Genomic DNA, 15,784 nt, shown 5'->3' on the forward strand with positions numbered 1-15,784 from the left:
TTCTGTGTAATAACCCATAAAGCGATATCACGGAGTAACACATAGAAAAAAAAGAAAATGTCTATAATTATAAAAAATATTAGCAAATCTTATAAAAAGATAAAAGCTTTAGAAGATATTTCTTTTGAAGTAAAACCCGGAGAACTTTTTGGCTTGATTGGTCCGGATGGAGCAGGTAAAACCACTTTGTTCAGAGTGTTAACCACACTTTTAATTGCTAATGAAGGTGTTGCAACCGTTGCTGGTTTTGATGTAATTACAGACTATAAAAGTATTCGAAAAAATGTAGGCTATATGCCAGGGAAATTTTCATTGTATCAAGATTTAACAGTCGAAGAAAATTTAGATTTTTTTGCTACTATTTTCGGGACAACTATTGAAGAAAATTACGATTTAATAAAAGATATTTATATTCAAATAGAACCGTTTAAGAATCGTAGAGCAGGAAAATTATCTGGCGGAATGAAACAAAAACTAGCCTTATGTTGTGCGCTAATTCACAAACCTAAAGTGTTGTTTTTAGATGAACCAACAACAGGAGTTGATCCCGTTTCTAGAAAAGAATTTTGGGAAATGTTAAAACGTTTACAGAAAAAAGACATCACCATTTTAGTTTCTACACCGTATATGGATGAAGCTGCTTTGTGTGATAGAATCGCCTTAATTCAGGATGGTAAAATTTTAGAAATTGATACGCCAGAAGCCATTGTAAAACATTATCCGTATCAAATTTACAATGTAGGCGCAGACAATATGTATCAGCTTATTAATAATTTAAAGGAGTATGAATTTAACCATAGTGTATATCCTTTTGGTGAGTTTGTGCATTATACAGATACAAGAACAGCTTTTAATCCGAATGATTTAAAAACATATTTAGAATCGAAAAATTTAGCTAATGTTTCAATAGAGAAAACATCAGCAACTATTGAGGATACCTTTATGGAACTAGCAAAATAAACAGCGTATTAGACCTCACAGGTTTTTAAAACCTGTAAGGTCTCTAATAAAACAAAATGAACAACAACAAAGTCATACAAGTAGAAGAATTAACCAAAATGTTTGGAGATTTTTCAGCCGTCAATAAAATTACTTTTGAGGTAGAAAAAGGCGAAATATTTGGTTTTTTAGGCGCAAATGGCGCAGGAAAAACAACGGCTATGAAAATGCTGATTGGTATTTCTACTCCCACTTCTGGTAAAGCAAAAGTTGCTGGTTTTGATGTGTTTACACATGCAGAAGATATCAAAAAAAACATTGGGTATATGAGTCAGAAATTTGCTTTGTATGACGATTTAACAGTGAAAGAAAATATCACTTTTTTTGGTGGAATTTATGGTTTGTCAAGAAAACGAATTAAAGAAAAATCGGCAATTTTAATAGCAGAATTAGGCTTAGAAAGTGTTGCTAAGAAGTTGGTCGGTTCATTACCATTGGGGTGGAAACAAAAGTTATCCTTTTCGGTGTCTTTGCTTCACGACCCAAAAATTGTTTTTTTAGATGAACCCACTGGAGGCGTAGATCCAATTACTAGGCGTCAGTTTTGGGAATTGATTTACAAAGCTGCTCATCAAGGAACCACGGTTTTTGTAACGACACATTATATGGATGAAGCAGAATATTGTGACAGGGTTTCCATCATGGTAAACGGAAAAATTGAAGCTTTAGACACGCCAAAAAAATTAAAAGAACAGTTTAAAGTAGATAATATGAATGATGTGTTTTTAAAATTAGCTAGGAGCCCATCGCCAACCCTTCCCAGAGGGAAGGTAGTTTAGTGTTAATAAAAAAAGAGAAAAGTTTCCCGCAGATTTCGCGGATTTACGCAGAAAAGAGATTGAAAAAATCTGCGCTTATCTGTGTGATCCGCGGGAGTGAAAATAAAATAAAAACAAAAACTATGGAAGGAAAAACAGAAAACGAAATATCCTATATAATTAGAGGAGCTATTTTTAAGGTTTATAATGAATTAGGTCCAGGTTTGTTAGAATCGGTTTATGAAACAGTATTATCCTACGAATTAGAAAAAGAAGGTTTAACTGCTAAAAGACAAGTAATGTTACCAATATTTTATGATGATATTGAACTCGACAATGGATATCGATTAGATTTATTAGTAAATGATAAAGTAATAGTAGAAATAAAATCTGTTGAAAAATTGGCAAAGGTGCATCATAAGCAAGTATTAACTTATTTAAAACTTTCAAAATTGAAGTTAGGAATATTAGTCAATTTTAACGAAGATAATATAACAAAAGGAATTTTTAGAAAAGTAAATGAGTTATAGATTTTCCCGCATATGAGCATAAAAGAAAAAATGAAACACAATGATTAAAAAATTTGCGCATATCTGTGAAATCAGTCGGAGATAAAGAGTTGAGGGAAAAATGTTTCCCGCAGATTACGTTGATTTGCGCAGAAAAGAGAATAAAAAAAATCTGCGAGAGGTAAATTCACAGAAGAAAGAAACATATTATGAAAAGGTTCATAGGTTTTCCCGCATATGAGCGTAAAAGAAAAAATGAAACACACTGATTAAAAAATCTGCGCATATCTGCGAAATCAGCGGGAGATAAAGAGTTGAGGGAAAAATGTTTCCCGCAGATTACGCTGATTTGCGCAGAAAAGAGAATAAAAAAAATCTGCGAGAGATAAATTCACAGAAGAAAGAAACATATTATGAAAAGGTTCATAGGTTTTATAAAGAAAGAATTCTACCATATATTTAGGGATAGACGCTCATTGTTTATCCTCTTTGGGATGCCGATTGCCCAGATTATGCTATTTGGTTTTGCTATTACCAACGAAATCAACAATGTAGATATTGCCATTTTAGATCATTCTAAAGACGCCACTACAAAAGAAATCATTAATAAAATAGCGGCTTCAAAGTATTTTAGTATCAAGCAAATTATTGAAAAAGAAGCTGATATTGAAACTATTTTTAAAAAAGGACATGTAAAAGCTGTTTTAAATTTCGAGAAAGACTTTAGTAAAAACCTGATTAAAGAAAACAAAGCAACGGTTCAGATTATTACGGATGCTACAGATCCAAATACAGCGAATACCATTAGTAATTTTGTAAATGCGATTCTGCAAAAATATCAACAAGAATTAAATAAAGAAATTACAATTGCGTATCAAATAATACCTGAAACGCGTATGGTGTACAACCCAGAATTAAAAAGTGTGTACATGTTTGTGCCTGGTGTTATGACAATTATTTTAATGCTGGTTTCTGCAATGATGACTTCTATTTCCATCACCAAAGAAAAGGAATTAGGTACTATGGAAATACTTTTAGTATCGCCATTAAAACCATTTCAAGTAATTATAGGAAAAGTTTTTCCTTATATTTTTCTATCCATTATTAACGCTGTCGTTATTGTTTTACTGAGTATTTTTATCTTTAAAATGCCAGTTCAAGGAAGCTTATTATTGTTAGGTTTAGAAAGTGTTTTATTTATTATTTCTGCATTGGCTTTGGGTATTTTAATATCCACTATTTCTGCAACGCAACAAACTGCCATGATGATTTCTTTAATGGGGTTAATGCTGCCTGTAATTTTATTATCTGGTTTTATATTCCCTATAACAAGTATGCCATTTCCATTGCAAGTGATCAGTAATATTATTCCTGCTAAATGGTTTATCATCATTATAAAGGGCATTATGTTAAAAGGAGTTGGATTACAATATGTATGGAAAGAAACCTTAATTTTATTAGGAATGACCGTGTTTTTTATAGCCTTAAGTATTAAAAAATATAAAATTAGATTAGAGTGAAATAGTTTGCAGTCACAGTAAAGAGTAGCAGTATTCAGTTAAACAAAAAAGTGAAATTTAGATAAGAGTAAATAAAGTTAAGAGAAAATATAGGCTAAACTAAAATGTCTTTTTTCTTTATTCTATTCTCTTTATTCTTTTATAAATATGAAAACAATATTATACATCATACAGAAAGAATTTAAGCAAATCTTTAGAAATAAAGGAATGCTTCCAATCATTTTTGTTTTACCGTTATTACAACTCGTTATTTTATCTAATGCGGCTACTTTTGAAGTGAAAAACATCAAATTTGGCTATATAGATCATGATCATACATCAACCTCTAGAGCGTTAATAGAAAAATTTAATGCTTCTACCTATTTTGATGTATTAACCGATTTTCCTTCAGAAAAATTAGCAAGTTCAGAAATGCTAAAAGGTAAGGTAGATGTAGTTATAGAAATTCCCCACTACTTTGAACGTGATTTACAAAAAGAAAAATACAATAAATTAGGAGTAACTATTAACGCCATTGATGGAGCAGCAGCAGGTGTAGAAAACGTATATGTAACACAGATTTTACAGAGTTTTAATCAACAGATAAAAACAGATTTATTACAAATTTCAGACAAAGGCGTACAGCCAATTAGTATTGCAACCATTCCTTTATTCTGGTATAATAAAACATTGAATTACAAAACGTTTATGGTTCCTGGAATTCTTGTTTTGCTGGTTACCATGATTACTTTATTCCTTTCGGGGATGAATATTGTTCGAGAAAAAGAAATAGGAACTTTAGAGCAAATAAACGTGACACCTATTAAAAAGAGTCAGTTTATAATTGGTAAACTTTTTCCGTTTTGGGTGATAGGAATGGGGCTATTAACAGTAGGATTAACTTTAGCAAAACTGATATTTAACGTTCCTATGATTGGTAGTTTGGCACTTCTATATTTATACACATCTATTTATATTTTGGTGATTTTAGGCATCGGGTTATTCATTTCTAACTTTACAGATACACAGCAGCAAGCCATGTTTATTGCTTGGTTTTTTACCGTTATTTTTATTTTAATGAGCGGCTTGTTTACACCTATCGAAAGTATGCCAGAGTGGGCACAAATAGTTACAGAATTCAATCCAATAAAATATTTTGTTGAGGTTATGCGTATGGTAATGCTTAAAGGTTCTGGTTTTACAGATATTCTTCCGCAATTAATAAAAACATTACTTTTTGCCATTGTTATGAATGGTTTGGCAGTTTGGAGTTATAAGAAAACATCATAATTACTATCGTATATTATTAGAAAATGCAACATTAACTTAGTTTTTAGGTTGAGTAATTATTAATATCTTGCAGTAAGAGAAAATTGATGAATTTAAAAATTCATATTCAGATTACTTTATTTTAATAAACAGGGTTTAAGGAATGTCAAAAACTGAAAAATTCGGCACATTTGCAGGTGTTTTTACACCATCAATACTTACCATTTTAGGTGTAATTATGTATATGCGTCTTGGTTGGGTAGTTGGAAACGCAGGCTTATTAGGTGCTATTCTAATTATTATAATTGCACATGTTATTTCTATCTCAACAGGTCTTAGTGTGTCTTCTGTTGCCACTGATAAAAAAATTGGTGCAGGCGGAATTTATTATGTCCTTTCTAGAAGTATGGGTGTTCCAATTGGTGGTTCTATTGGTATTGCTTTGTATGTAGGTACCGCTTTTTCTATTGCATTATATTTAATAGGTTTTGCAGAAAGTTTTAATAGTTATTTGGGCTTCGGAATGGAAATAAATGACTTTAGAATTACGGGAACTATCGCTTTAGTTTTACTGACAGCTTTGGCATTAATAAGCACATCCGTTGCCTTAAAATCTCAATATTTTATTTTAGGAGCCATTGTTTTATCAATAGTTTCTATCTTCTTTGGGTCGCATGATTTTACACCACAAACGGTATCTATGTTTTCTACGGAAGGATCGGTTCCTTTAGAGGTTGTTTTTGCCATGTTTTTCCCTGCAGTTACTGGTTTTACTGCGGGTATAGCAATGAGCGGAGATTTAAAAGATCCTAAAAACTCTATTCCTAAAGGTACTTTACTCGCTATTGGGGTTGGTTTAATTGTGTATTTAGTATTGGCAGTTTTTATAGCCTACACCATAGATTCTGAAGTTTTAAAATCGGATTACAATATTCTAATGAAAATAGCCTTTTTTGCTCCTGCCGTAATTGCTGGGGTTTGGGGAGCAACATTATCATCCGCTTTAGGCGGAATTTTAGGTGGCCCAAGAATTTTACAAGCCATGTCTGTAGATAAAGTTACACCTCGTTTTTTTGCAAAAGGAAGAGGTGAAAATAATGAGCCAGTAAATGCTTTATTGTTGGTGTTTTTAATTGCAGAAGCCGGAATTTTAATAGGTGAATTAGATGTTATTGCGCGTGTGGTTTCTATGTTTTATTTAACCGCTTACGGCTTTATAAATCTGTCTTATTTTTTAGAAAGTTGGGCAAACCCAGATTTTCAGCCCACTTTTAAAATTAAAAGATGGATTGGTTTGGTGGGTTTTGTAGCTTGTTTTGGAGTGATGTTTAAATTAGACATGATTGCAATGATTGGTGCTTTAGCTGTAATTAGTGGGTTGTATTTTATGTTGCAACGAAATGAAGTGAAAATAAATTCTACAGATATCTGGAAAAGCGTTTGGGAAAATGTGGTAAATAAAGGCTTGATGCGGATTGATACAAAACATGATATTGACACTAATTGGAACCCAAATATTATTCTTTTTAGCGGAAGTAGTGAGCATCAGGGGTATTTATTAGAATTAAGTAAAGCCGTTTCTGGTAAAACGGGTGTGGTTACTAACTTTAAGTTGATTATTGATAAAGAGAATAAAATTCCTTTAAAGAAGAGAGATCAGGTTGTTAGAGAAGACATCTATAATGAATTAGGTATTTTTGCTAGACAAGTTAAGGTTGATAATTTATATAAAGGAATTACCAATATTGCTACTACTTTTGGTTTTTCTGGCGTGGAACCGAATACCATTATGATGGGGTGGCCAAAAGGTTTAGAAGGTTCTTCTGAATATGCAGAAATGACGGAAACTTTGCTCTATTTAGATTATAACTTATTGTATTTAGATTTTGATAGAAAATCGAAATTTGGAAGGTACAAAACCATCGATTTATGGTGGCGAGAAACCGACAGTAAAAATGCCGAAATGATGCTAAATATTGCTCGTTTTATTATTGCTGCTCCAAAATGGAATCAAACTTCTATTCGTGTTTTATTTGTGGATAATAATAATGTGAATCCGGATGTTATTCATGCAAAAATATCTGAATTGGTAGAAGATCTTAGAGTATTAGTAGAAATTGTAATTGTAGAAAATGTTATAGATCAAACCCCTTTTTACGATTTAATAAAGCAATACTCTAAATCTACAGATTTAACAATTGTTGGAATTCCTAATTATAAAATTGAAAAACAAGCTCAATTTATTCTTAAAACAAACGACTTATTCGAAACTATTGGCTCTACGTTATTAGTAAAAGCTGCCAATAATTTTAATGTTTTAGACTTAGATTTTGAAGAAGATAAGTAGTTGGTTTAGGTGTGTTTTTAAATCAATTTTGATGAAATAATTCGGACTCCCATATCAATCATATCTTTTTTAATTTTCTTAAAACCTTCGTTATCTAAAGCTTCGGAAGCATCTTCAATAAAATAACAGTCAAAACCTTCTTTAACAGCATCACGAATGGAGTAATAAACACAAATATCTGCAGCTAACCCACACATAAAGAGTTGGGTAGTTCCTTTTTCTTTTAAATATCCAGCTAATCCGGTAGATTTTAGGTGTCCATTATCATAAAAGGCACTATAGCTATCTATTTTCTTATCTGTTCCTTTTCTAAAAATAGTTTCACATTGTAATGTGTTTAGTTTAGGATGTAATTCTGCTCCTTTAGAACCTTGTACACAGTGATTTGGCCATAAGGTTTGTGGTTGTCCTTTTATTTTAATTTCATCAAAATTAGATAACCCTTTATGGTTCGAAGCAAAACTGATATGATCCTCTGGATGCCAATCTTGCGTAGCAATTACCAAATCAAATTTAGGTTGTATATCATTGATAATTGAAACTATTTTATCTCCATTAGGAACAGGAAGCGATCCAGTTGGCATAAAGTCGTTTTGTACATCGATTATAAGAAGTGTTTTCATAAATCGTTTTTTAGTTGAAATTAATATATAATCATGCTATACACAATGGTCTCATGAATATTCAATTTAGAATTTATGTTCTTGTATCAATTGATCGCGGTCTTGTTTTAGTTTTAAGCTAAGTCCTATTTTGTAAATATGCGGATTCTGAAAACGTTTGTATTCATTTGGAAGCTGTGCTAAACGAGATTTAGAATATGCAGCAATTTCAGAAACAGATCTAGAAGGGACTGTTTTTTTTCCATTTTCCATAACTTTCTCTAGCAATGGTTCTTGTTTAAAAGCATCTAAATTTAAACTTTTTGTAGCATCAAAAGGATGTTCTATTTTCGCTACTTCGCCTTCTTTATATAGTACTACAGCATCCGCACCATAAAACATGCCTTTATCATCTAACATTCTATAAACCTGTTTTTTGTAAGGTAATGATACTTTTATAATGTTTTCGGAAAGTTTAATTCTTGGCTCTCCATTGTATTCAGATAATTTATAAACACCATCCATGGCAGCATCAGGATTTCCTGTAACTAAATTAGTTCCAACACCAAAAATATCAATAGGAGCTTCTTGCTCTTTAAGACTTTTTATAACATATTCATCCAATTGATTAGAGGCTACAATTTTTACATAATCTAAACCGGCTTCGTCTAAAATTGCTCTCGTTTTTTTAGATAAATATGCCAAATCACCACTATCTAAACGGACTCCAAGTAATTTTTCTCCTCTAGCTTCCATTTCTTTGGCTACCGTAATCGCTTTTGGTAATCCACTTTTTAAACTATTGTAGGTATCTATTAAAAGTACACAGCCTTTTGGTCGTATGCTTGCAAAATCTCTAAATGCTTGTATTTCTTCTTTATAACTTTGTATGAATGAGTGCGCCATTGTACCCGTAGACGGAATGTTATAATCTTTGGCAGCAATGACATTACTTGTACTATCAAAACCACCAATTATAGCGGCTCTTGATGCATAATAGCCTCCAGTGGCATGTGCACGACGTAAACCCATATCTAATAGAACTTCCTTTTTTGCACTATATCTAATTCTGCTTGCTTTGGTTGCTATTAAAGTCTGAAAATTAAGAATGTTTAGTAAAAAAGTTTCTATAATCTGTGCTTCAATAATATTCGCTTCTACCTGTAAAATAGGGCGATTAGGAAAAACAACATCACCTTCCTTACTTGAAAAAATAGTTCCTTTAAAACTAAAATTCTTCAAGTATTCTAAAAAATCATTCTGAAAACCATGTTGTTCTAAATATGCAATATCAGAAGCTGAGAATTTAAAAGTTTCTAAAGTCTTTAATACATCTTCTAATCCTGCAAAAATAGAATACCCACCATTAAAAGGATTGTGGCGATAATAATAATCAAAGACGGCTCGTCCATCTGGTTTCGTCTTAAAATAGACTTGAGCCATGGTAAGTTGATAAAGATCTGTGTAAGCCGCTGTAATATTCATGCTAATTAAGTTTTAAAATGTGAAGGTATTTAAAAAAAGAGATATTATTCCTAAGCCTTTAGAAAAAAAGTGCATTCCTTTATTTTAAACATTTCTATAACTCCCATAACCGTTCTTTTATTTGTGAAAATTTTTATAATAGTTTATCCTAGAACTACTTTTAATTCTATTTGTGGTAGTGAATCCGTGTGTTTCGTAAAAATAAGTATGCAACTATAGCGAACTATCATTCTTTGCTCGGTAACTTATGTTACTGACTAGAGAAATAGTCTAATGTACATTTGCCACAGATAATTAAAGAATACATGAAAAACACAATATACATAACCATACTCTGCTTATTTACAGTTACTTTTCTGGTAGAAGCGCAAGAAATAAAACCAATATCAAAAGCAGAAGTCTTAGCTAAAGTTGCGGAGAAAAATACAACGATTCAGATTTCAGAGGAAGAGTTTAATGCTTCTAAAGCAGATTATAGACAAACAAATGCGGTGTTTTTACCAAACATTACAGCAAGTCATACTGGTATTTCTACCACAAACCCGTTAATGTCTTTTGGTTCTAAATTGAATCAAGAAATATTGACAGCTGCAGATTTTAATCCAGCTATTTTAAATGATCCTACAACGACTAGAAACTTTGCGACGAAAATAGAAATTCAGCAACCATTAATTAATTTAGATGGTTTTTATAAAAGAAAAGCTGCCAAAACTAAAATGGAAGCGATGTCTTTAAAAACGGAAAGAACGCAAGATTATTTAGCCTTTGAAGTAGATAAAGCATACATGCAATTGCAGTTGGCATACAAAGCAGTTGAAGTTTTAGAAAAGGCTTTAGACGCTGCAAATGCGAATAAACAAATGGCAGACAATAGTTTTAAACAAGGTTTTTTACAGCGAGCTGATGTTTTAAATGTTGAAATAAGAGTTACAGAAGTTAAAAATCAGTTGCAAACTGCAAAAAGTAATGTGCAAAATGCCTCTAATTATCTATCATTTTTAATGAATGATGAAAGCGATGTTTTATATAAACCAACAGAAAGTTTAGTTGTTGCTAGTTTTAATGTTGATAACAAAACAATTTCTGAAAATAGAGCAGATATAAAAGCAATGCATCTAGCTTCTAAAGCATACGAAGCCATGAATAAAGCAGATAAAATGGCTTTTCTACCACGTTTAAATGCCTTTGGAAGTTATGAAATGTATGATAATAAAATTTTTCAGGGTGATGCAAATGGGTATTTAATTGGTGCCCAACTAAGTTGGGATATTTTTCAGGGTTCTAAACGTTTTGGGAAAGCTCAAAAAAGTAAAGCCGAATTAGAAAAATCGAAGTTAGAATACAATCAATATGTGTCTAAAAGTAATTTAGAGTTGAACAAAGTAAAACGTCAATTAGTGGATGCAAAAAACAGTTTAGAATTAACAGGTTTAGCGGTGCAACAATCTGAAGAGTCTTTAAGAATTAGAAAAAATAGGTTTAAAGAAGGTTTAGAAAAAACATCTGATTTATTAATGGCAGAAACGCAATTTGCACAAAAACAATTAGAATATTATCAAACAATTTATCAATTCAATTTTACACAAACGTATTTAAATTTTCTAACGAAGAAATAAAAAGAGAGCCAGGAATTAAGAACCAAGAATCAAGACAGCGGTTTGTGTATTTCTAGTTTAAAAAAAACAAAGTAAATAGAATTATCCTGCAAGGTTTCAAAAACCTTTTAGGTATCAAATAAAAATCAATACAAATGAAAAAATATATCAACATAATTACAGTATTCACTTTTTTACTATTTATAGTGAGTTGTGGAAGTGAAGAAAAAAAGGCAGCAGTAGATAATTCGCCTGCAATTAAAATTACGGTGAGTAAAGTTGCTGTAAACAGTAACAGTCCGTTTTTATCTGTAAGTGGAAAAATACAAGCATCTAATAGTGCAGATTTAAGCACCAGAATGATGGGGTACGTTAAAAAAGTACATGTTAATGTTGGCGATAAAGTTAAAAAAGGTCAGTTGTTAATATCTATTAATAATGCGGATTTACAAGCTAAAAAAGGACAAGTAAACGCAGGAATTACACAAGCTAAAACTGCTTTTAATAATGCAGAAAAGAATTACAATCGTTTTAAAAATTTATTTGAGAGTAAAAGTGTTACTCAAAAAGAAATGGATGACATGACTGCAAATTACCAAATGGCAAAAGCAGGTTTAGAATCTGCAAATCAAATGAAAAACGAAATTAATGCACAGTTTGCGTATTCTAACATAACGGCGCCTTTTAGTGGTATAGTTACAAGTAAAAATATTGAAAGTGGAGATATGGCAAACCCAGGAATGCCTTTAATTAGTATAGAAACTCCTAAGGAGTTTGAAGTAATTGCCATGGTTCCTGAGACAGAAATTTCGCAAATTAAAAAAGGAATAACTGTAAATGTTTTAGTGAAATCTATGGATAAAACATTAACAGGAAAAGTTACGGAAGTAAGTACTTCTGCTAAAAATACAGGTGGACAATATTTAGTGAAAATTAATTTAGATAGAACAGAGGTGTCTATTTTATCTGGGATGTTTGCTACAGTTCAGTTTCCAGTAGAAAGAAAAGTGAAATCGGAATTGGTTTTAATTCCTAATGAAGCAATTGTAACTAACGGTCAATTATCTGGGGTTTATACAGTAAGTGAAAGCAATACAGCAATGTTGCGTTGGTTACGTTTAGGAAGAACGTACGGAAATCAGGTTGAGGTTTTATCGGGTTTAAATGCTGATGAATCTTATATCGTTTCTGGTGAAGGGAAGTTGTTTAACGGAGCTAAAGTTAGTGTTCAGTAGACAGTGTTCAGTTGGCAGTATTCAGTCATCAGTTGCAGTAAAGAGTAGTTCTGCAAGGTTTTAAAAACTTTGTTGGTACAAATAAAATAACAAATTTAGTTAGAATTGTCGCGTTAAGGATAGAAGTGAAAATCCTTTTTTTGCTGCCATATATGGCAAAAAAAGATTGTAACGGATAGCCTGTTAAAACGCCCAAAATATAAGAAAATATGAAAGAAGGTTTAGCTGGAAAAATTGCAAAAGTCTTTATTGGATCGAAACTGACCGTGTTGCTAATGATCGTTTTTATGGTGGTTGGTGTGTATGCTTCGTTTTTGATTCCGAGGGAAGAAGAGCCGCAAATTGATGTGCCAATGGCAGATATTTTTGTGGGGTATCCGGGGGCGAATCCTACAGAAGTAGAAAGTAGAGTTGTAAAACCTTTAGAGAAATTAATTTCGAATATTAAGGGTGTGGAGTATGTGCATTCTACTTCTATGAACGAAAAAGCAATGGTAATTGTGCAATTTTACGTGGGCGAAGATATTGAGCGTTCTTTTGTGAAATTATACAACGAAATTAACAAACATATGGATCAAATGCCTGCGGGTGTTACGTTTCCGTTGGTTAAAACTCGTGCTATTGATGATGTGCCAATGTTGGGGTTAACGTTGTGGAGTGAAAACTATAGCGATTATCAATTAAGCCAAATGGCGCAAGAGTTAGAATCGGAAATTAAGAAGGTAAATGATGTTTCTATTACGCATAAAATTGGTGGAAGAAATCGTCAGTTACGTGTAGTTTTAGACAAAGATAAATTGGCCGCAAGCGGATTGGATTTCTTATCGGTTTCTGAAATGATAAAAGCCAATAATACCCAATTAATTTCTGGTAGTTTTGATAAAAATGATACCGAATTTTTAGTAAATACGGGTAAGTTTTTAGAGTCTGTAACAGATGTAGAGAATTTAGTGGTTGGGGTACAGCAGAACAGACCTATTTATTTAAAGCAAATTGCCAACATTGTTGATGGACCAGAAATCCCTCAAAATTATGTGTCTTTAGGTTTTGGAAAAGGGAGTGAAAAATCTGCAGATTACAAATCTGAATATCCTGCGGTTACCATTTCGGTAGCTAAAAGAAAAGGTGCAGATGCAATGAAAATTTCGGAAGTTATTTTAACAAAAGTAGACCATTTACGAACTACTTTAATTCCGGATGATGTACATGTAGAAATTACAAGAAATTACGGAGTAACAGCTTCTCATAAAGTATCTGAATTGTTGTGGCACTTGATTGGTTCTATCTTTGCAGTAACTTTGGTTGTGATGTTGGCAATGGGCTGGCGCGGTGGTTTAGTGGTGTTTTTATCTGTGCCGATTACGTTTGCTTTAACGTTGTTGAGTTACTATATGATGGATTATACACTAAACAGAATTACTTTATTTGCATTGGTGTTTGTAACGGGTATTGTGGTAGATGATTCCATTATTATTGCAGAAAATATGCACCGACATTTTAAGATGAAACGACTGCCTTTTAAACAAGCGGCTTTGTATGCGATTAATGAAGTTGGTAACCCAACAATATTAGCAACATTTACCGTAATTGCTTCTGTTTTACCAATGGCTTTTGTGTCTGGTTTAATGGGCCCTTATATGGCGCCAATGCCAATTGGAGCATCAATTTCAATGATTTTATCATTATTTGTAGCATTGACAATTACTCCTTATTTAGGGTATATTTTCTTAATTGAAAAAGATAAAAAAGGCGGTGTAGAAAAAGCAGAAAAAACTTTAGAGGAAACTTTTATTTATAGAATTTATAACAAGTTTGAAAGACCTTTGTTAGAAAACGGAAAGTTACGTTGGTTGTTTTTAGGTGGAACATTTGTGGTTTTAATGGCAACAATGGTATTGTTTTTCACCAATTCTGTAGCTGTAAAAATGTTACCTTTTGATAACAAAAATGAGTTTCAGGTAGTAATAGATATGCCAGAAGGAACTACTTTAGAAAGAACAGGCGTTGTAGCACAAGAAATTTCGCAATATTTAGCGACAAGACCAGAAGTGGTGAATTATCAGAATTATATAGGTACTTCTGCTCCGATTACTTTTAACGGTTTGGTACGTCATTACGATTTAAGAGGTGGATCTAATATGGCAGATATTCAAGTCAATTTGGTTGATAAGGGAGAACGAAGTATTCAGAGTCATGGAATTGCAAAATTATTAAGACCAGAAATACAACGAATTGCTGCAAAATATAATGCAAATGTAAAGTTGGTGGAAGTTCCACCAGGACCTCCAGTTTTATCTACCATTGTTGCTGAGGTGTATGGACCAGATTATAATGAGCAAATGAGAATTGCCAATGATGTTCAGAATATCCTAAAAAACACTGCAGATGTGGTAGATGTAGATTGGATGGTGGAAGCAGACCAAAAAGAATATCAATTTGAAATAAATAAAGAAAAAGCAATGTTATATGGTGTTGCGCCACAACAAATTGCGTACACCATGAATATGGCGTTGTCTAACAGACCTGTTACTAATTTGTATGATGAAAATGCCGTGAATCAAGTTGGTTTATTGTTGACTTTAGATGAAAAAGAAAAGTCTACTATTTCTGATATTTCTCAATTGAAAGTGAAATCTAAACAAGGTAACATGGTGCCTATTGCAGATTTGGTTGAAATTAAAGAAACTACAGCTGCAAAAAGCATTTATAGAAAAAATCAAAAACGTGTAGTTTATGTAACGGCTGATATGGCAGGAGAATTAGAAAGTCCGGCGTATGCTATTTTAGGAATGGAAGATAAGTTGAAAGAAATAAAACTTCCTGAAGGCTTTAAATTAAACGAAATGTATTTAGGTCAGCCAGATTTTGAAGATGATTATACTGTGAAATGGGATGGAGAATGGCAAATAACCTTAGAGGTTTTTAGAGATTTAGGAATCGCATTTTTAGGAGCAATTATCTTAATTTATATTTTAATTGTTGGATGGTTTCAGAACTTTAAAGCACCAATTGTAATGATGGTTGCAATTCCGTTATCATTAATAGGAATTATTTTAGGACACTGGATTATGGGTGCCTTTTTTACAGCAACGTCTTTTATTGGAATGATTGCTCTGGCAGGAATTATGGTTCGGAACTCGGTGTTGTTAATTGATTTTATCAACTTAAGAACAGATGAAGGCATTCCGTTAAAACAAGCTTGTATTGAGGCAGGAGCAGTAAGAACAACGCCAATTTTATTAACTGCAGGTACTGTTGTAATTGGGGCGTTTGTAATCTTATTTGATCCTATTTTTCAAGGACTAGCAATATCATTAATGGGAGGAACTATTGTTTCTACAGTATTAACCTTGTTGGTTGTGCCGTTGGTGTATTATATGATTGAAAAGAAAAATTATAAATAAAGAACTTTTTCCCGCAGATTAAGCGGATCTACGCAGAAGAGTTAAATAAAAATCTGCGATTATCTGCGAAATCTGCGGGAAA

At 32.3% G+C, this 15,784-nt stretch carries 11 protein-coding genes; 9 read left to right on the forward strand and 2 right to left on the reverse strand.

The window, feature by feature from the left end; translation table 11 throughout:
• Positions 1-57 precede the first annotated feature (57 nt).
• The 6 genes from KV700_RS12440 (at position 58) to KV700_RS12465 (ending at position 7,381) form a co-directional block, all read left to right on the forward strand.
• Positions 58-960, forward strand: coding sequence for an ABC transporter ATP-binding protein (locus KV700_RS12440; protein ID WP_218598067.1), 903 nt, complete (start codon positions 58-60; stop codon positions 958-960).
• 56 nt (positions 961-1,016) lie between these two features.
• Complete coding sequence (locus tag KV700_RS12445; RefSeq protein ID WP_218598068.1) at positions 1,017-1,778, forward strand: ABC transporter ATP-binding protein; 762 nt, start codon at positions 1,017-1,019, stop codon at positions 1,776-1,778.
• Positions 1,779-1,900: 122 nt separating this feature from the next.
• Positions 1,901-2,287, forward strand: a complete 387-nt coding sequence (locus tag KV700_RS12450; protein ID WP_218598069.1) for a GxxExxY protein — start codon at positions 1,901-1,903, stop codon at positions 2,285-2,287.
• Between the two features lie 392 nt (positions 2,288-2,679).
• A complete protein-coding gene (locus tag KV700_RS12455) occupies positions 2,680-3,786 on the forward strand; it encodes an ABC transporter permease (RefSeq protein WP_218598070.1) in 1,107 nt (368 codons plus the stop codon).
• Between the two features lie 147 nt (positions 3,787-3,933).
• Positions 3,934-5,055, forward strand: a complete 1,122-nt coding sequence (locus KV700_RS12460) for an ABC transporter permease (protein WP_208890516.1) — start codon at positions 3,934-3,936, stop codon at positions 5,053-5,055.
• A 142-nt stretch (positions 5,056-5,197) separates the two neighbouring features.
• Positions 5,198-7,381, forward strand: coding sequence for an amino acid permease (locus KV700_RS12465; protein WP_218598071.1), 2,184 nt, complete (start codon positions 5,198-5,200; stop codon positions 7,379-7,381).
• A 17-nt stretch (positions 7,382-7,398) separates the two neighbouring features.
• Here KV700_RS12465 and pncA read toward each other — a convergent pair whose 3' ends face one another.
• Together pncA and KV700_RS12475 are read right to left on the reverse strand one after the other, a co-directional pair.
• Positions 7,399-8,004 (reverse strand): bifunctional nicotinamidase/pyrazinamidase, encoded by a 606-nt coding sequence (pncA, locus tag KV700_RS12470; protein ID WP_218598072.1) that lies wholly within the window; start codon positions 8,002-8,004, stop codon positions 7,399-7,401.
• A gap of 66 nt (positions 8,005-8,070) precedes the next feature.
• A complete protein-coding gene (locus KV700_RS12475; protein ID WP_218598073.1) occupies positions 8,071-9,468 on the reverse strand; it encodes a nicotinate phosphoribosyltransferase in 1,398 nt (465 codons plus the stop codon).
• Positions 9,469-9,773: 305 nt separating this feature from the next.
• Here KV700_RS12475 and KV700_RS12480 point away from each other — a divergent pair, with 305 nt between their 5' ends.
• The 3 genes from KV700_RS12480 (at position 9,774) to KV700_RS12490 (ending at position 15,702) form a co-directional block, all read left to right on the forward strand.
• The gene (locus tag KV700_RS12480; protein ID WP_218598074.1) at positions 9,774-11,084 is read left to right on the forward strand and encodes a TolC family protein; all 1,311 of its coding nucleotides are present in this window, start codon (positions 9,774-9,776) and stop codon (positions 11,082-11,084) included.
• Positions 11,085-11,218: 134 nt separating this feature from the next.
• Positions 11,219-12,298, forward strand: a complete 1,080-nt coding sequence (locus KV700_RS12485; protein WP_218598075.1) for an efflux RND transporter periplasmic adaptor subunit — start codon at positions 11,219-11,221, stop codon at positions 12,296-12,298.
• Between the two features lie 209 nt (positions 12,299-12,507).
• Complete coding sequence (locus KV700_RS12490; RefSeq protein WP_218598076.1) at positions 12,508-15,702, forward strand: efflux RND transporter permease subunit; 3,195 nt, start codon at positions 12,508-12,510, stop codon at positions 15,700-15,702.
• Positions 15,703-15,784 lie beyond the last annotated feature (82 nt).

It is taken from the genome of Polaribacter sp. NJDZ03 (genome assembly GCF_019263805.1).
Classification (GTDB): domain Bacteria; phylum Bacteroidota; class Bacteroidia; order Flavobacteriales; family Flavobacteriaceae; genus Polaribacter.